The sequence below is a fragment of the Rhizobium sp. PK7-22 genome (assembly GCF_056530405.1).
On the sequence record NZ_CP096514.1, the window covers coordinates 1598717 to 1616525 of the forward strand.

Sequence of the window (17809 nt, forward strand, 5' to 3'; positions counted from 1 at the left end):
GCAATTGCCTGTCAGGCTCGTTTCGTCAGCGGGAACCGCTCCTTCAACAGCCGAAGCGTTGCGTCGCCGGTGATCGGCGAGCCGAACAGGAAGCTCTGGCCGAACTGGCAGCCCATTTTGGCCAGCTCTGCCGCGTCCTCGTCTGTCTCGATGCCTTCCGCAACCACGTCCATCTCCAGCGAGCGGGCCATGCTGATCACCGAGCGCAGCAAGACCGCGCGTCGATCCTGCACATCCTTCACCAGTGCCTTGTCGAGCTTGATCGTGTCGAACGGGAATTGCGTCAGATAGGCGAGGGAGGAGTAACCGGTCCCGAAGTCGTCAAGGGCAAGCCCAAGACCGATCTCCTTGAGCTTGGTAAGCACGAGGCGGGCCTGTTCCGGGTTTTCCATCATCAGCGACTCGGTCAATTCGAGCTTGAGCTGGCTCGGGTCGCATTCGCTCTTGGCGAGAAGGGCGCGCACATCGTTGTAGAGGTTGTTGTTGAGCAGTTGCGCGCTGGAGAGGTTGACCGACACGAAGATCGGCAGCGTGCCTGTCTGTCGCTGCCAGTCGATCAGGTCGGCCGCGGCGCGCTCCAGGGCGAACAGCCCCAGCGGCCCGATGAGATCGGAGGCTTCGGCGATCGGAATGAACTCCGACGGCGGTATGCTGCCCCGGCGCGGGTGCTCCCAGCGCATCAACGCCTCGAATCCCGCCATCTCGCCATTGTCGAGGCGGATGATCGGCTGGTAAGCGAGCGAGAGTTCCTTACGATCGATGGCGCGGCGCAGGTCCGTCTCGATCTGCAGCCGATCGGTGCCGGAGGTGCGGAAGATCGGCCGGAACGGCTCGACGCGATTTCCGCCGCCACGCTTGGCGCGGTACATGGCAAGCTCCGCGTCGCTCAGCAGTTCCGTGGAATTCTCCTGCCGGTCGACCCAGGAGGCCAGCCCGATCGACGCGGTGAGGATGATCTCGCGATTGGCGAAATTGATCGGTACCATGATCGCCTGTGACACGGCGTCGGCGAAATCGGCGACCTTGGCGGGATCAGGCTCGGAAACCAGGATCAACCCGAACTGGTCGCCTGACAGCCGTGCCAGCGTGTCCTGCGGGCGCAGCAGACGCCGCAGCCGGCGGGTCAGCGCGATCAGGATGTTGTCACCCGCAGCAATGCCGAGCGCGTCGTTCACCTGCTTGTAGCGGTCGATGTCGATCGCCAGCACGGTCGGACGAACGTTAGGGTTTGTCGATGCAAGCGTCAGCACAGACTGCAGGCGGTCGAGGAAGACCTGCCGGTTGGGAAGCCCGGTGAGGTTGTCGTGCATGGCATCCTGCAGCAGCCGCTCGACCGAGTTCTTCTGCTCGGTGATATCGACGATCGTCCCGACGCAGCGGATGATTTCGCCGTTCGAGCCGAGCACGGGCCGGGCGCGGATCTGCAGCCAGTGGAAGTGCCCGTCTTCGGCACGGATGCGGAACTCGTGGCTGAGCCGCCCGCGCCTGTGCTCGAGCAGCACGTCGAGCGTCGCCTTGAACCGGTCGCGGTCGTCGGGATGCAGCCGGGGCAGCCAGTTGCGGACCGGCCCGTGCATCGTGCCGGCAGGCAGGCCGAGCTTGCCGGAAAGGTCCGGCGTCGTCACCACCCGGTCGCGGGCAACGTCCCAGTCCCAGACGGTGTCGCCGGAGCCGGTCAGCGCCAGCGACTGGCGCTCCAGGTCCGAAAAAAGGCCCTGCTGGTAGGCGCCGCCGGCAAAGGCGTGCTGCATGACGGTAAAGCCGATCAGGAGCACGATCAGCACCAGGCCGCCGCCAAGCGCCGGCTGGATGATGTCGTTGTCGAGCTGCCCCGTCACCGTCAGCCAGCCGCCGAACAGCCAGACGAGGATCAGCGCCCAGGTCGGCACCAGCAGGATGGCCCGGTCGTAGCGGCTGAGGCCCAGGTAGAAGATCAGCAGAATGCCGCAGGTTGCGGTCAGCGCGAAGGAAAGCCTGGCGATCCCCGAGGCGATGGATGGATCGTAGATGGCGACCCCGAAGAGGACGCCGAGACCGAGCACCCAGGCAAGCGTCGCATACCCCAGATGCACGTGCCATCGGTTCAGGTTGAGATAGGTAAAGAGGAAGATCACCAGACTGGAGGCGAGCGCCACCTCTGCACCGGCTCGCCATATTCGCTGGTCGCTGGCGGTGATGCTGATCAGCTTGTCGAGGAAGCCGAAGTCGACGCAGATATAGGCAAGAACCGCCCAGGCGAGCGCCGCCGCCGCCGGCAGCATCGAGGTGCCCTTGACCACGAAGAGGATCGTCAGGAACACCGCCAGCAGGCCGGCAATGCCGAGCACGATGCCGCGATAGAGGGTGAACGCGTTGACGGTGTCCTTGTAGGCGGCCGGCTCCCACAGGTAGAGCTGCGGCAGCGTCGGTGTCGACAGCTCGGCGACGAAGGTGATGACGGAGCCGGGGTTAAGCGTGATGCGGAAGACGTCGGCATCCGGGCTCTGCTCCCGGTCGAGCGCAAAGCCCTCGCTCGGCGTGATCGCGATGATCCGCTGCGAGCCGAGGTCGGGCCAGAAGATCTTCGATCCCGCCAGCCGGAAATGCGGCGCGACGATCACCCGCTCGAGCTGTTCCTCCGAGACGTTGGCCAGCGCGAAGACGGCCCAGTCGCCGTTGTGTTCAAGAGAGCTGGCGCGCACCTCGATGCGGCGACGGATGCCGTCCGCGCCCGCGGCGGTGGGAACCTGGAAGGCTTCGCCCTGGTTGGTGTGTATATCCGTCATCGCAGTGAGGTCGAGAGCGGTGTCGTCGCGCGAGATCTTCACCGGCTCGGCCGAGAGCGCTGCAGGCACCTGGCCCAGCAATCCTGCCGCCAGTGTGAGCATCAGCATCATCACCCAGCGGAGACCCGCCATGTTTCTGTAGCGGGCGGTCATGGCCTCATCATCTTCCCGAATTCACCATCTTCCGGCAGCCGCGCGAACATCACGTGATCCCGCCACTCGCCGTTGATCTTGAGATACTGTCGCAAAAGACCTTCCCGCTCGAATCCGGTTTTTTCCAATAGCCGGACGCTTTTCCAGTTTTCCGGGATACAGGCTGCTTCGATCCGGTGCAACTGAAGTTGGCCGTAGATGTAGGGGATGGCAATTTTAAGGGCGGATTGCATGTGCCCCTTTCCCGCATGAGGCTCGCCCATCCAATAGCCGATCATGCAGCTCTGTGCCGCACCGCGTCGGATGTAGCCGATGGTCAGCCCGCCCAGCAGTGTCATGCTCGGCCGCTCGAACAACAGGAGAGGCACGGAATGCCCGGCCCGGTATTCGTCGACACCGCGATCGACCCTGGCACGGAAGGCCGCCGCCGTTAGCTCGTCGTCGCGCCAGCTCGGTTCCCAGGGTTGCAGGAAGGCGCGGCTTTCGGAGCGGAGGCTATGCCACTGGCCATAGTCGCCAGGACGGGCGAGACGCAGGAGATGGGCGTCGCCGTAAAGAAGCGGGCCTTCCGGCTGCCGTGACAAAAACCGAAACATCGATCTCGTCATGTCCCACTCCAGAGGCTCATCGGGCAGCGGACGCTCCCGGTTGACGTGAAGTGCCGAAAACTCCGGCACTGGAGGCAGACCCGAACGGGGCTGCGGGGCGGCTGCCGGCTGGAAGCCTCGTGGATGATGGCCCGCGCAGCCGGCAGGAAGCCTCTAGCCGTTCGCCCGCTGCTTCATTGTCGCCTGATGTGTCAGCGCTGCGGAAAGTTCTTCCATTGGCGGAAGCTTCTCGATCGGGCCGACCGCCGAAAGCGTCGGAACGGTGTCGAAGAACAGCCGGCCGGACAAATCCGTCAGGCGCTCGGGGGTGATGCCCTCGAGCCGCTCCATCAGTTCGTTGTTGGGGATCGGGCGACCGTAGAGGATCATCTGCCGTGCGATCTGGCCGGCGCGTGCGGCTGGGCTCTCCTGGCCCATCAGCAACTGCGCGCGAATCTGGGCCCGAGCCCGGTCGATTTCCTGGACATGGATCGTTTCAGACGCCTTGCGCAGTTCCTCGATGATCACTGGCACAAGGTTCGGAATATCTTCGCCGCCGGTCGCGGCATGGATGCCGAAGATGCCGGTATCGGAGAAGCCCCAGTGAAAGGCGTAGACCGAATAACAGAGGCCACGGTGCTCGCGCACCTCCTGGAACAGCCGAGAGGACATGCCGCCGCCCAGCACGTTGGCGAGGATCTGCGAGCAGTAGAAGTCGCGCATGTGGTAGGCCTTGCCCTCGAAGCCGAGCAGGATCTGCGCATCCATCAGGTCGCGAACTTCGCGCGTTTCGCCCCCGAGATAACGTGCCACCTCCATCACCGGCGGCGCGCTCGGCGTCAGCGGCAGCGTCGCGAAGCGCTCCTCCACCTGCTTGCAGAAGACGTCGTGATCGACAGCACCTGCGGCCACCACGAACATCCGGTCAGTGGTGTAATTGCGCGATAGATAGTTGCGGATCTGCCCGGGCGCAAAGCTCTGCACCCTCTCCGGCGTGCCGAGGATCGGCCGGCCGATCGTCTGGCCCAGATAGGCGACCTCGGAGAACTTGTCGAAGACCACGTCGTCAGGCGTGTCGTTGGCCGCGCCGATCTCCTGCAGGATGACATGCTTCTCACGTCTCAGCTCTTCCTCGTCGAAGAGCGATTCCGTCAGGATGTCGGCCAGCAGATCGACCGCGAGCGGGACATGGTCCTTCAGCACGCGGGCGTAATAGGAAGTTGTTTCGGTCGAGGTTGCGGCATTCAGTTCGCCGCCGACATTCTCGATCTCTTCGGCAATGTCGCGGGCACTGCGCCGCGCCGTTCCCTTGAAGGCCATGTGTTCGAGGAGGTGGGCTATGCCGTGCTCCTCTTCCGTTTCGTTACGCGAACCGGATTTGATCCACACACCAAGCGCGACGCTCTCCAGATGGGGCATGGCCTCGGTTACAACCGTCAACCCGGAAGAAAGCCGAGTCACTTGCACATTCATTGCTTGTCTTTCTGGCACCGCGCCACTCACTTGCCTGCTCGGGCGTGTCCGCCGATGAAGTTTTCGACGTCCTTCAGCTCTGCAGGCAGGATGTCGAAGTGCTCCTCCCTGGTCATGAGATCAGCAAGCCATGATGGAAGCGCCGGGTCAATTCCGCAAGCGGATTTTACCGGCGCTGGGAATTTGGCCGGATGGGCCGTCGAAAGCGTCACCATCGGGCTGTTGGTCCGGGCGTGCTTCCTGGCGACGAAGACGCCCGTCGCCGTATGCGGGTCGATGAGGTAGCCGGTTTCGGCCAGCGTCTCGCGGATCGTCTCGGCCACCTGCTTCTCCGTCGCCCGGGCAGCGCGAAACTCCTTGCGGATCGCCTTCAGCGCCTCCGGCTGGATTTCGAACGCCCCGGATTGCCGAAGGCTCGCCATGGCGGAGCGTACGGCGGCGGGATCGCGTCCATAGGCCTCAAACAGCAGCCGCTCGAAGTTCGAGGAGATCTGGATATCCATCGACGGCGAGGACGTCGCCTTGACGCCGCGCATCTCGTAGCGCCCGGTCTTCAACGTACGGGCCAGGATGTCGTTGTCATTGGTGGCGATCACCAGCCGGTCGATCGGCAGGCCCATGCGCTTAGCCACATAACCGGCGAAGATATCGCCGAAGTTGCCGGTCGGGACCGTGAACGACACCTTCCGGTCCGGACCGCCGAGTGCAACAGCCGCCGTGAAGAAATAGACAACCTGCGCCATGATCCGACCCCAGTTGATGGAGTTGACGCCGGAAAGCTGCACGCGGTCGCGGAAGGCGATGTCGTTGAACATTTCCTTCACCAGGTGCTGGCAGTCGTCGAAATTGCCCTCGATGGCCAGCGCATGGACATTGGCCTCCGTCGACGTGGTCATCTGCCGCTGCTGCACCGGCGAGACCTTGCCCTTTGGGAAAAGGATGAAGATGTCGGTCCGGTTTCCGCCCGCAAATGCGTCGATTGCCGCGCCGCCGGTATCGCCGGAGGTGGCGCCGACGATGGTCGCCCGTTCGTCGCGCTCTGCCAGCACATAGTCCATCAGCCGGGCAAGCAACTGCATGGCGACGTCCTTGAAGGCCAGCGTCGTGCCGTGGAAGAGTTCCAGCACAAAGTCGTTCGGCCCCGTCTGCACCAGCGGCGCGACCGCCGGATGCCGGAAGGTCGCATAAGCATCGTCGATCATCGACCGCAGCTTCTCGGCCGGTATCTCGTTGCCCGTAAAGTGGCTCAGGATCGTGAAGGCCACCTCCTGATAGGTCTTGCCACGCAGGTCGCGGATCGCGCGCTTCGTCAGGACCGGCCACTCGCGCGGCACGTAAAGCCCGCCGTCTCGAGCAAGTCCGGCAAGCAAGGCGTCACGGAAGCCGAGTGCGGGAGCCTCTCCACGGGTAGAAATGTATTCCACGACCTTGAATCCCTAATCGATTTTTGTTTGCGCCGCTGATATAGACCATGAAAATCTGTGGCGAAAGGCCGGAAGAGGTGATCTTCCGCATGCCGCAGGTGGACAGGAAAAGATGTTGAGAAGGGTGAGTTCAGTGTTTGGCACGGTAACGCGCAGGCTTTTGTCAGTTTCTCTCCTGGCCTTGGTTGCCGGCTGCAATTCCTCTTCGCCCACCTCGGGGCTCTCCTCCGCGGCGCCCGCGGCCGAGACCGCGGTGCCCGTCGTGCAGGCCTTCTGCCCGCCGGTGGTGATGCGCGAGGAAAATGCCGTTTACCGGTCCTATGCGCGCGGCGGCCAGGATGACCCGGAACGGCTCGCCTATCAGGCATCCTTCGGCGACTCCACGCGCCAGTGCACGGCCAATGAATCGACGATCACCATCAATGTCGTGGCCCAGGGCCGTGTCGTTGCGGGTCCCGCAGTCGCCGGCGGCCAGATCGCCCTGCCGGTGCTGGTGGAAGTCGTGGATGGCGACAATGTCATCTACTCGCAGAAGGTGAGCTTCCCTGTCGAAATGCCGGCCACCGGTACGCAGTTCATCTTCAGCAAGCCGGACGTGCAGATCCCCAATGCCCAGGGCGGCGCCTCGCGCTTCACCCGCGTCCGCCTCGGCTTCGACGTTCCCGCGAAAAGATAACGCGGCCAAAAAATGCTTTCGGTCAGACCGCGCCGGCCCATTCGCCGAGCGCGGAAACCACCGGCGGCAGGTCCGTCATCCGCGCGATCACCGTTTCGGCACCGGCCTCCGTCAGCCGGTCGGCGTGGCTTGGGTAGGTATGCGAGGCACCGGTAAAGCCGACGACCCGCATGCCCGCGGCAACGGCGCCATGGATGCCGTGGACGGAATCCTCGATCACCAGCACCTTCTGCGGCGAGACGTCGAACTGCTTGGCCGCATGCAGGAAGATGTCCGGCTTCGGCTTGACGCGATCCGGTCCTAGATCCTTCGCGGAAAAGATGTGAGGCTCGAAATAGGGCTTCAGCCCCACCTTCTCCAGCATCATCTCCAGCCGGTGCATGCTGGAATTGGAGCAGATGCAGCGTTGCGTCGAGAGGCGCGCCAGTGCGAACTTGACACCCTCGATGATCTTCACGTCGCGCGCAAGCCGCGCGTCGAGCAGTTTTTCGGACTTGTCGATCAGCGAGGCCGACAGCGGAATATCGGCTTCCTTCTCCACCTGCAGCAGGATGTTGCGCCAGGTCATGCCGGCGAAGCGCTCGCCCATTTCCTCGACGCTGATCGGATAGCCGGCTTCCGTCAGCAGGCGTGATTCGACCTGCGCCGCGATGATTTCGGAATCGACGAGCACGCCGTCGCAGTCGAAGATGATGAGGTCGAAGCCGTTCATGGAAATTGCCTTGTTGGAAGCTGAGGCGGGTCTTCTATACGACGGGGTGCCGATGCTCAACTCTCGCGCCGGCAGGGCAGGGGCAAGCTTATCGGGACGCTCGCCGATCCGCGACTTGGGCTATCGGCCGGAGATCAGGTCTCGCTGGACGGCTCTGTGGGAAACAGCGACAGGAACATCCGCTCCCCCTCGGGCTTGAACAGCACCGCGCGGCTGTCGTCGCTGCGCCGTGCCCAGCCCTTGGCCAGAAAATGCGCCAGCAGCGCCTTGCCGACGACACCGGCGAGATGCGAGCGCCGTTCGCTCCAGTCGAGGCAGGACTTGCAGAGCGGTCGCCGGGAGGAGGTTGGCGCGTTCAGGGTGATGCCGACCTCGGAAAGCCGTCGCTTGCCTTCGGCCGTCAGGCTCAGCTCCGTGCCGTCGGCGCGGATCGAGCCATCAGCGATCAGGCTGTCCAGCATGCGCACGCCATAGTCCCCGGCGAGGTGATCGTAGCAGACCCGCGCCTTGCGTAGCGCCGGATCCTTCGGTCCCGGCCGGTGGCGCAGATGGCCCCGGCTGGCGGCAAACCCCATGATCGCTTCCAGCAGTGCGCCTGTCTGCGTGTCCGCCAGCGCAAAATAGCGGTGCCGTCCCTGCTTGCGCTGCGAGATCAGCCCGCCGTCCTCGAGTTTGGAGAGATGCGAACTGGTCGTCTGCAGGGTCACTCCGGCCGCCTGCGCCAGCTCCGTCGCCGTCAGCGCCTGGCCGCCCATCAGCGCCGTCAGCATGTTGGCGCGGGCGGGATCGCCGATCAGCGTTCCGATGCGGGCAATGTCTGGACCTTCTTTCATGCTTCGACCGTAGCCGAAGCATTCCCGCCGATCAACCGGCTATTGTGCCCAGGCATCAACGGAGACCACCATGATCACCTGCTTCATTCGCTACGAGATCGATCCCTTCCGCAAGGACGCCTTTGCGACCTACGCCCGCACCTGGGGTGAGGCGATCCCGCGCTGCGGCGCCGATCTGATCGGCTACTTCGGCCCCCACGAAGGCTCCTCGACCACCGCCTACGGCGTCTACAACATTGAAAGCCTCGCCGCCTACGAAGCTTATCGAAACCGGCTTGCCGCTGATCCGCTGGGCCGCGAGAATTACGAGTTCGTGCAGCGCGAGCGCTTCATCCTGAAGGAGGATCGCATCTTCCTGAAGAACCTGTCCTTGCCGCACGGCCAGCAGGTGACGCTATGATCGCCGTCATCTTCGAAGTCCTGCCCTACATGGGCGAGCGCCATCGCTACCTGGATCTGGCCGGCGACCTGCGCACCGAACTGGAAAAGATCGACGGCTTCATTTCGATCGAGCGCTTCGAAAGCCTGACCCTGCGCGGCAAGCTCCTCTCGCTCTCCTTCTGGCGCGACGAGGAGGCGGTCCGGCAATGGCGCACCCTGGAAGCCCACCGGGCGGCGCAGCACGCAGGTCGCAACGGCATCTTCGCCGACTACCGCCTGCGCATCGGCCACGTCGTGCGCGACTACGGCATGTTCGAACGCGCCGAGGCCCCAGACGACAGCAAGGCGGTGCATGCGGCGTAGTCGTGGCGAATAGTGACCCCGACCAACCTAGATTTTGTCAGAAGATCTGCAGGGCACCGGCTTCAATGCGGTCCTTGAGCATCCGATGCAGACTGTCGCGCGTCGTGATGTCCACGGGCAATTGAGACTCCTCTTCGAGGAAAAGCTTGATACCGACGAGATCGAAGGCGTTGAACCGTGTTGCCGGATCATAATCGATAAACAGATCCAGATCGCTCGAAGCGCTCGCCTCGTCCCGCGCCACTGATCCGAACAGATAAAGCGAGGTGGCGCCGAGCGCCCGGATGGCGTCGGTCTGTGCCGTCAGCTTCTCGATCGCCTCGCTTTTCTTCATGCGCCGATTTTACAGCAGTCGCGGTCTGGTGGCCATAGCGCCAAATATTCCCGAAATCGGCCGCCGCCTTCAGGCTTTGGTAACCAACATAGGTAACCATAACAGTCAGTAAAACAGTTCGAGTAAGCGTAAGAGCGAGTATCCCATGGCAGCAGTCCTTCCGATTGCCGATCTGCGTCTGCAGGCTCGGCCGGCCACCTGGCTCAACACCATCATCAAGGGCGATTGCGTCGCCGCACTCGAGGCGCTGCCCGACCAGTCGGTCGATGCGATCTTTGCCGATCCTCCGTACAACCTGCAGCTTGGCGGTGCGCTTCACCGCCCGGACCAGTCGCTGGTCGATGCGGTCGACGACGAATGGGACCAGTTCGCCTCCTTCGAGGTCTACGACGCCTTTACCCGCGCCTGGCTGCTCGCCTGCCGCCGCGTGCTGAAGCCGAACGGGACCATCTGGGTGATCGGCTCCTACCACAACATCTTCCGCGTCGGCACCATGCTGCAGGACCTCAACTTCTGGCTCCTCAACGACATCGTCTGGCGCAAGACCAACCCGATGCCCAACTTCAAGGGCCGCCGCTTCCAGAACGCCCACGAGACGATGATCTGGGCCAGCCGCGATGCCAAGGCGAAGTCCTATACCTTCAACTACGATGCGCTGAAGGCCTCCAACGACGACGTCCAGATGCGCTCCGACTGGCTGTTTCCGATTTGCTCCGGCGGCGAACGCCTGAAGGGCGACGACGGCAAGAAGGTCCATCCGACCCAGAAGCCGGAAGCCTTGCTCGCCCGCGTCATCATGGCGTCCACCAAGCCAGGCGATGTCATCCTGGACCCCTTCTTCGGCACCGGCACCACCGGCGCCGTGGCCAAGCGTCTCGGCCGCAACTTCGTCGGCATCGAGCGCGAGCAGGATTACATCGATGCCGCCACCGCCCGCATCGAGGCCGTCGAGCCGCTCGGCAAGGCGGAACTGACGGTGATGACCGGCAAGAAGGCCGAGCCGCGCGTTGCCTTCAACACGCTGGTCGAAAGCGGCCTCGTTCGTCCGGGCCAGGTGCTGACGGATGCCAAGCGCCGCTGGAGCGCCATCATCCGCGCCGACGGGACACTCGCCGCCGGCGGCGACGCCGGCTCCATCCATCGCCTCGGTGCAAAGGTCCAGGGTCTCGACGCCTGCAACGGCTGGACCTTCTGGCACTACGAAGACGGCAAGGCGCTGCGCCCCATCGACGACCTGCGGACGGTCATCCGCAGCAATCTCGGCAATCTCGGCTGACGATCCACCGGCCGCGAGCAGATATTCGCCTTCCGGTTTTTGTACCTCCAGTCCCGGAAGGGAATAAGATGACGTCCGGAGGAAGTTGACCTCCGGGCGTCATGTCATTTTGTCAGGTGGCGATGCCGAAGGATGCCAGATCCGCCTTCAGCTTGGCCGCATCGGTGAAATGCACCGCCTGCCATCCGGCAGACCTGGCGCCCTCGACGTTGGCAAGGGAGTCGTCGATGAAGATCGTCGACTGCGGCTCCAGACCGAAATCCCCGGCATGCTTGTCGTAGATCTCGCGGTCCGGCTTGATCAGCGCGATCTCGCCCGAGACCGTGACGCCGCGCGGCTTGTCGAGGAAGGGATACATCTCGCGGGCATGGCGGAAGGTATCGGCTGCGAAGTTCGTCAGCATCGTCACGTCCCGGCCTTCCTCGATCAGCCCTTCCATGATCTTGACGCTGTCCTCATAGGCATAGGGCACCATCTCCGGCCAGTAGGTGCGGAAGGCGCGGATCTGCTCCTCGCGCTCCGGAAACTTTTCAACCAGCAGTGCCTCCGCATCGCTCCACGAGCGGCCGCGGTCCTGCTCCAGGTTCCATTCATGGGTGCAGACATTGGCGAAGAACCAGGCGCGCTCATCCGCGTCGGGAATGACGCGGCTGAAGGGAAGGTTGGGGTCGTAGTGGATCAGCACCTTGCCGATGTCGAAGACGATGTGGTTGATCGGGCCTGCCATCTGGGTTCCTTGCTCGCTAGTGGGTTTCGAAGACGCGTGGAATAGCCTGTGCGATTACCTTTTTCATGACGGTCGGCAACGCCTGCGCGTGGAGATTGGTCACCGGCTCCCACCAGCCCTGCTCCGAAAGTCCCGCCTCGGCGGTCACGGTACGAAAGACGCTCAGGCGAAGCTCGAAATGGGTGAAGACGTGGACGATGGTGCCGCAGCCTTCCCACCCGGCGGTGAAGGGCGCATGCTCCACCGTCTGGCCACCGTCGAGCCGCGCGGTCCAGGCGGTGGTCGGCACTTCCGTCATGCCACCGAGCAGTCCGCTGTCGGTGCGTCGCCGCAGCAGGATGGCACCCTCCGGGTTGACGGCGACGAAGGCCGCACCGAAGCGCACCGGCTTTTCCTTCTTCGCCGCCTTGACTGGAAACCTCTCCGGATCGTGTTCGGCAAGCGCCAGGCAGCGATCGTTGAGAGGACAGAGCGCGCAGGCCGGGCGCTTCGGGGTGCAGATCGTCGCGCCGAGATCCATCATCGCCTGCGCAAAGTCGCCGGGGCGATCCTCAGGCGTCAGCTCCACCACCCGCCGCTTCATCGCGGGCTTCGAACCGGGCAGGGGCGCATCGATCGCGTAGAGCCGCGAAATCACCCGCTCGACATTGCCGTCCATCACCGCCGAGGGGCGGTTGAAGGCGATGGCGGCAACGGCTGCGGAGGTATAGTCGCCGATGCCCGGCAGGCCGCGCAGTCCCTCTTCGGTGTCCGGGAAGACGCCGCCGTGCTCGGTGGCGACAGCCTCGGCGCATTTCTTCAGGTTGCGGGCGCGGGCGTAGTAGCCAAGCCCCGCCCAGGCCGCCATCACATCCTCGGTCGGCGCCGCCGCGAGATCGGCAACGGTCGGCCAGAGCGTCAGGAACTTGGCGAAATAAGGCTTCACCGCCTGCACGGTCGTCTGCTGCAGCATCACCTCGGAAAGCCAGATGTGGTAGGGGTCCGGTCGCCGCCCCTGTGCAGAAGCTCCGGGCGACACGCGCCACGGCAGTTCGCGATGGTGCCGGTCGTACCACGCGAGAAGTGTCCGTTTCATGGCCTGAGGATCGTTCACGCGCGCTGGAAAAGCCTGTGTTTCTGTTCTAAAGGCTCTCTATCGCCGAGATGCCTTGGAGCGTCAACGATAGAGCCGGCCTCAGTCCCATCCAGAGCAGCTGCCGCAGCCGCAAAGACCTTATGACGGAGATAAGCATGGCCCGTGATGCAAAGCCTTTTCGCCCCCGGCGCGAGATGCAGATCGCCGAACTGGCCAACGGCATCATCGATCCGGTGCTGGCGCGCCGTGCGGGGATCTCGACGGCATTGCTCGGCTCCTGGGACGAGATCGCCGGCGACCAGTTTGCCGACTGCAGCCGGCCGGAGAAGATCGCCTGGCCGCGCCGGGATGCCTCCGACGATGCTGCGGGAGGTTATCGGCCGGGCGTCCTGACGATCGCCTGCGAGGGCGCGCAGGCGCTCTTCCTCACCCACGCCCAGGGCGAGCTGATCGCCCGCATCAACGCCTTCTTCGGCTTTCCGGCCGTCCACCAGATCCGCATCGTCCAGAAGCCCGTCTCCCAGACGGCGAAGCATCGCCCGCGACCGCAGCCGTTGAAGGGCGAGGCGGCAAAACGCCTGGACGGGATGATGGAGGGGATCGAAGGCGATGCGCTTAAAAAGGCGGTCGCCCGTCTCGGTACCGCCGTCCTGCAGAAGAAGCGCTGATCCCGTACAGCTGCCGTTCAGCTGGCGCGTGTCACAAAGCTTTGAAGGATTTAACTCTTCGCCACCTTGTTCCTGTCTTGAGGGCACGATACGGAATGGCGACCTTTATTTGTACTCTAAGGCAGGTGTCCGATGACGATGACCGAAACCAACATCACCCGGCGTGCACTCATGGGCGGCGTCGCAGCGGCGGCCCTGGTGCTGGCGCTGCCGCTCTCGGCGACCCAAGCCTTCGCCCAGGAAATGCCCGAGTCGCAGGGCGACGTGGACATGACCGAGGCTCTGAAGCTCGGCCCGCTGCCGGAAATGGCGATCGGCGAGGAGAATGCGCCTGTCCAGATCATCGAGTACATGTCGATGACCTGCCCGCATTGCGCCACCTTCCACAACACGACCTTCGACGAGATCAAGACGAAGTACGTCGACACCGGCAAGGCACGGTTCATCATCCGCGAATTTCCCTTCGATCCGCGCGCGGCGGCCGCCTTCATGCTCGCCCGCTGCAACCCTTCGAACCCGCAGGAACCAAGCACGCCGGAGCAGTATTTCCCGATGGTCTCGATGCTGATGAAGCAGCAGAATGCCTGGGCGGCGGCTGAAGATGGCCGTGCGGCACTGCTGCAAATGTCCAAGCTGGCCGGTTTCTCACAGGAGAGTTTCCAGGCGTGCTTGACGAACCAGCAACTTCTCGATGATGTGAACGCAACGATGAAGCGTGGTGCCGATGAGTTCGGCGTCAATTCGACGCCGACCTTCCTCATCAACGGCGAACGCTATGCGGGGGCCATGTCTGTTGAAAGCATGTCGGCTCTTATCGACAGCTTGCTCTGAGACCGTTCATGATCTGACCGGCGGCGGCGCACCCGTGTCCGCCGCCCGCCCTCGGTGCGCGGCATGAAATTCAACAAGCTGCGCGTCCTCGGCTTCAAGTCCTTCGTCGAGCCGACCGAGTTCATCATCGAGCGCGGCCTGACCGGCGTCGTCGGCCCCAACGGCTGCGGCAAGTCGAACCTCGTCGAGGCCCTGCGCTGGGTGATGGGGGAAAACTCCTACAAGAACATGCGCGCATCCGGCATGGACGACGTGATCTTTTCCGGCTCGGGAAACCGTCCCGCCCGCAACACCGCCGAAGTTGCCCTGTTCCTCGACAACACGGACCGCACGGCGCCTGCCGCCTTCAACGATTCCGACGAGATCCAGGTGTCGCGCCGCATCGAACGCGAGAACGGCTCCGTCTATCGCATCAACGGCAAGGAAGCCCGCGCCAAGGATGTCCAGCTCCTGTTTGCCGATGCCTCGACCGGCGCCCGCTCGCCCTCGATGGTCGGGCAGGGGCGCATCGGCGAGCTCATCAACGCCAAGCCACAGGCGCGCCGGCAACTGCTGGAAGAGGCCGCCGGCATCTCCGGCCTGCATTCGCGCCGCCACGAGGCCGAACTGCGGCTGCGCGGCGCCGAGGGCAATCTGGAGCGGCTGGAGGACATCACCGCCCAGCTGGAAAGCCAGATCGAGAGCCTGAAGCGCCAGGCCCGCCAGGCGAACCGCTTCAAGATGCTGTCGGCCGACATCCGCGCCCGCGACGCCATGCTGCTCCACATCCGCTGGGCCCAGGCGAGCGAAGCCGAGCTTGAGGCGGAAACCGCGCTCAACCAGGCGACCATGGTCGTCGCCGAAAAGGCGCAGGCGCAGATGGAGGCGGCAAAGGCGCAGGCGATTGCCAGCCTGAAGCTGCCGGAACTGCGCGAGGAGGAGGCGAGGGCGGGTGCCGCCCTGCAGCGCATCCAGATCGCCCGCACCCAGCTCGACGAGGAGGCGGGCCGCCTCCTGAAGCGTCGCGACGAACTGTCCCGCCGGCTCCTGCAGCTTGCCGAAGACATCCGCCGCGAGGAACAGCTCGTCGCCGACAATGCCGGTTTCCTCGCCAAGCTCGACGAGGAAGAGCAGGAGATCACCGACATCCTGGCCGATTCCGGTGCTGAAGCCGAGGAGGTTCGGGAAGCCTTCGAGGCTGCGGCGGCGGCATTGGCCGAAAGCGAGCGGTTGTTTGCCGCCGTCACCGCCGAACGCGCCGAGGCGGCCGCCTCCCGCACCCAGCTGGAACGCCAGATCCGTGACCTCGCTGAGCGCCGCCAGCGGCTCGATCGGCATATGCAGGACGCGGAAGCGGAACTGGAAGCGATTTCGGAGAGGCTGTCGGCGCTCGATGACCCGGCCGAGCGGCGGGAAGTCGTGGAGGCGGCGGAGTATGCCGTCGAGGAAGCCGCCGCCGCCGCCGAAGACATCGAAGCCGCCCTGGCCGGCGCGCGTTCCGCCGAGGTCGAGGCCCGCCGCCCCGTCGATGCGGCCCGGTCGCAGCTGAACGGCCTCGAGACCGAGGCGCGCACCATCTCCCGCATGCTGGCGGCCGGCGAGGTATCCGGTGGCTTTCCGGCGGTCGCCGAAGCGATCCGGGTCGATCGCGGCTACGAGGCTGCTCTGGGCGCCGCACTGGGTGACGACCTGGAGAGTTCCACCGACCCGGCAGCACCCGCCTTCTGGACCGTCAACGGCGACGCCTCGGCCGACCCCGCGCTTCCGGCCGGCTGTGAGCCGCTGCTGTTCTATGCCTCCGCGCCGCCTGAACTGACGCGCCGCCTGGCGCAGATCGGCGTCGTGGCTGCAGAAGATGCCGCCCGCCTGATGGGAGAGCTCAAGCCCGGTCAGCGGCTGGTGACGCGGGAGGGCGCGGTCTATCGCTGGGACGGGCATGTCGCCGGGTCCGAAGCGCCGGGTGCGGCAGCTCTCCGTCTCTCCCAGAAGAACCGCCTCTCGGAACTGGAGGCCGAGCTGGAGGAGGCAAGGATCATCCTTTCCGACGCCGAAGCGGCGCTCTCCGACGCCGCGGCCCGCATTGCCGCAGAAGAAGCGCGGCTCGCCGATGCCCGCGACCGCAGCCGCTTCGCCACCCGCCAGCTTGCCGAAGCGCGCGAGGCGCTGGCTGCGGCCGAACGCGCGGCCGGCGACCTGCTGCGCCGCCGCGACGTGGTGACCGAAGCCGCAAGTCAGGTCCGCGGGCAGATCGACGACATTCTCCTTCAGGAGGAGAATTCCCGCATCGAAATCGAAGACGCGCCCGACCTCTCCGGCATCGATGAGCGCCTGCGCGACCAGCAGCTGGCGGTGGCAACGGACCGAAGTGTGCTGGCCGAAGCCCGCGCCCGCTACGAAGGCCTTAGCCGCGAAACCGAGGCCCGCCGCCGACGTCTCGCCGCCATCGCCCAGGAGCGTTCCGCCTGGCAGGCCCGCGCGGCCAGCGCCGAGAGCCATGTCGCGACGCTACGCGACCGCGAGGAGGAAGCCCGCGAGGAGATCGCCGATCTGGAGGCGGCGCCGGAAGAATTCGACGAGAAGCGCCGCAGCCTGCTGTCGGAGCTGCAGAAGGCCGAGGAGGCCCGTCGCGCCGCAGCCGATCGCCTCGTCGAGGCCGAGACCCGCCAACGGGATGCCGATCGCGTCGCGACGACCGCCCTGGCGGAGCTTGCGGACGTCCGCGAAAAGCGCGGCCGTGCCGAAGAGCGCCTGGTCTCCTCGGCCGAGCGGCGCCACGAGAGCGAATTGCGCATCCGCGAGACCCTGAACGTCGCCCCGCACGAGGTGCTGCGGCTGGCGGGCCTGGCGCCCGGTTCGGCTCTTCCCGATGTCCGCGACATCGAGCGCGAGGTCGATCGGCTGAAGATGGAGCGCGAGCGTCTCGGCGCCGTCAACCTGCGTGCCGAGGAGGAGCAGAAGGAGCTCTCCGACAAGCTCGAGGCGCTGATCCGCGAGCGCGACGACGTGATCGACGCGATCCGCAAGCTGCGCGGCGCGATCCAGAGCCTCAACCGCGAAGGCCGCGAGCGTCTGCTGGCAGCCTTCGAGGTGGTCAACGTCGAGTTCCAGCGCCTCTTCACCCACCTGTTCAACGGCGGTACGGCCGAGCTGCAGTTGATCGAAAGCGATGACCCGCTGGAAGCCGGCCTGGAAATCCTTGCCCGTCCGCCGGGCAAGAAGCCGCAGACGATGACGCTCTTGTCGGGCGGCGAGCAGGCGCTGACGGCCATGGCGCTGATCTTTGCCGTCTTCCTCACCAATCCCGCGCCGATCTGCGTCCTAGATGAGGTCGATGCGCCGCTCGATGACCACAATGTCGAGCGCTACTGCAACCTGATGGACGAGATGGCGGCCTCCACCGAGACCCGCTTCGTGATCATCACCCACAACCCGATCACCATGGCGCGCATGAGCCGCCTGTTCGGCGTCACCATGGCCGAGCAGGGCGTCAGCCAGCTGGTTTCGGTGGATCTGCAGACCGCCGAACTGCTGCGCGAAGCCAGCTGAGTGTCG

General features: G+C 64.8%; 16 protein-coding genes. 7 read left to right on the forward strand and 9 right to left on the reverse strand.

Annotated features, from left to right (window positions below; translation table 11 throughout):
• Positions 1-11 precede the first annotated feature (11 nt).
• From M1E10_RS12400 to thrC, 4 genes are all read right to left on the reverse strand, one after another.
• On the reverse strand, positions 12-2873 hold the full coding sequence (locus M1E10_RS12400; RefSeq protein WP_499177163.1) for an EAL domain-containing protein: 2862 nt from the start codon (positions 2871-2873) through the stop codon (positions 12-14).
• 41 nt (positions 2874-2914) lie between these two features.
• Positions 2915-3526, reverse strand: coding sequence for a GNAT family N-acetyltransferase (locus tag M1E10_RS12405; protein ID WP_499176721.1), 612 nt, complete (start codon positions 3524-3526; stop codon positions 2915-2917).
• Between the two features lie 153 nt (positions 3527-3679).
• Entirely contained in the window at positions 3680-4978 is a 1299-nt protein-coding gene (locus tag M1E10_RS12410; protein ID WP_499176722.1) for a M16 family metallopeptidase, read from the reverse strand.
• Positions 4979-5004: 26 nt separating this feature from the next.
• Complete coding sequence (gene thrC, locus M1E10_RS12415) at positions 5005-6402, reverse strand: threonine synthase (RefSeq protein ID WP_499176723.1); 1398 nt, start codon at positions 6400-6402, stop codon at positions 5005-5007.
• A 133-nt stretch (positions 6403-6535) separates the two neighbouring features.
• Between thrC and M1E10_RS12420 the strand changes: the two genes are divergently transcribed.
• Positions 6536-7078: a PilZ domain-containing protein gene (locus M1E10_RS12420; protein ID WP_499177164.1), complete on the forward strand. Its 543-nt coding sequence runs from the start codon at positions 6536-6538 to the stop codon at positions 7076-7078.
• A gap of 22 nt (positions 7079-7100) precedes the next feature.
• On the opposite strand, the gene M1E10_RS12425 is transcribed toward M1E10_RS12420, so the two are convergent.
• Both M1E10_RS12425 and M1E10_RS12430 read right to left on the reverse strand, forming a co-directional pair.
• On the reverse strand, positions 7101-7790 hold the full coding sequence (locus M1E10_RS12425) for an HAD family hydrolase (RefSeq protein WP_499176724.1): 690 nt from the start codon (positions 7788-7790) through the stop codon (positions 7101-7103).
• A gap of 134 nt (positions 7791-7924) precedes the next feature.
• A complete protein-coding gene (locus M1E10_RS12430; RefSeq protein WP_499176725.1) occupies positions 7925-8623 on the reverse strand; it encodes an ArsR/SmtB family transcription factor in 699 nt (232 codons plus the stop codon).
• Between the two features lie 70 nt (positions 8624-8693).
• Here M1E10_RS12430 and M1E10_RS12435 point away from each other — a divergent pair, with 70 nt between their 5' ends.
• Positions 8694-9023: an NIPSNAP family protein gene (locus M1E10_RS12435; RefSeq protein WP_499176726.1), complete on the forward strand. Its 330-nt coding sequence runs from the start codon at positions 8694-8696 to the stop codon at positions 9021-9023.
• Positions 9020-9367 (forward strand): antibiotic biosynthesis monooxygenase family protein, encoded by a 348-nt coding sequence (locus tag M1E10_RS12440; RefSeq protein ID WP_499176727.1) that lies wholly within the window; start codon positions 9020-9022, stop codon positions 9365-9367. Before M1E10_RS12435 ends, M1E10_RS12440 begins: the two co-directional genes overlap by 4 nt.
• Before the next feature lie 37 nt (positions 9368-9404).
• On the opposite strand, the gene M1E10_RS12445 is transcribed toward M1E10_RS12440, so the two are convergent.
• Positions 9405-9701 (reverse strand): nucleotidyltransferase family protein, encoded by a 297-nt coding sequence (locus M1E10_RS12445; RefSeq protein WP_499176728.1) that lies wholly within the window; start codon positions 9699-9701, stop codon positions 9405-9407.
• 145 nt (positions 9702-9846) lie between these two features.
• On the opposite strand from M1E10_RS12445, the gene M1E10_RS12450 reads away from it, so the two are divergent.
• Entirely contained in the window at positions 9847-10977 is a 1131-nt protein-coding gene (locus M1E10_RS12450; protein WP_499176729.1) for a site-specific DNA-methyltransferase, read from the forward strand.
• A 112-nt stretch (positions 10978-11089) separates the two neighbouring features.
• Here M1E10_RS12450 and M1E10_RS12455 read toward each other — a convergent pair whose 3' ends face one another.
• Together M1E10_RS12455 and mutY are read right to left on the reverse strand one after the other, a co-directional pair.
• Positions 11090-11704, reverse strand: a complete 615-nt coding sequence (locus M1E10_RS12455) for an HAD family hydrolase (RefSeq protein WP_499176730.1) — start codon at positions 11702-11704, stop codon at positions 11090-11092.
• 16 nt (positions 11705-11720) lie between these two features.
• The gene (mutY, locus tag M1E10_RS12460; RefSeq protein WP_499176731.1) at positions 11721-12779 is read right to left on the reverse strand and encodes an A/G-specific adenine glycosylase; all 1059 of its coding nucleotides are present in this window, start codon (positions 12777-12779) and stop codon (positions 11721-11723) included.
• A 155-nt stretch (positions 12780-12934) separates the two neighbouring features.
• On the opposite strand from mutY, the gene M1E10_RS12465 reads away from it, so the two are divergent.
• The 3 genes from M1E10_RS12465 to M1E10_RS12475 all read left to right on the forward strand — a co-directional run bounded on the left by M1E10_RS12465 (position 12935) and on the right by M1E10_RS12475 (position 17803).
• Positions 12935-13447, forward strand: a complete 513-nt coding sequence (locus M1E10_RS12465) for a DUF721 domain-containing protein (protein WP_499176732.1) — start codon at positions 12935-12937, stop codon at positions 13445-13447.
• Between the two features lie 132 nt (positions 13448-13579).
• A complete protein-coding gene (locus M1E10_RS12470) occupies positions 13580-14278 on the forward strand; it encodes a DsbA family protein (RefSeq protein WP_499176733.1) in 699 nt (232 codons plus the stop codon).
• A 63-nt stretch (positions 14279-14341) separates the two neighbouring features.
• The gene (locus M1E10_RS12475) at positions 14342-17803 is read left to right on the forward strand and encodes a chromosome segregation SMC family protein (RefSeq protein WP_499176734.1); all 3462 of its coding nucleotides are present in this window, start codon (positions 14342-14344) and stop codon (positions 17801-17803) included.
• Positions 17804-17809 lie beyond the last annotated feature (6 nt).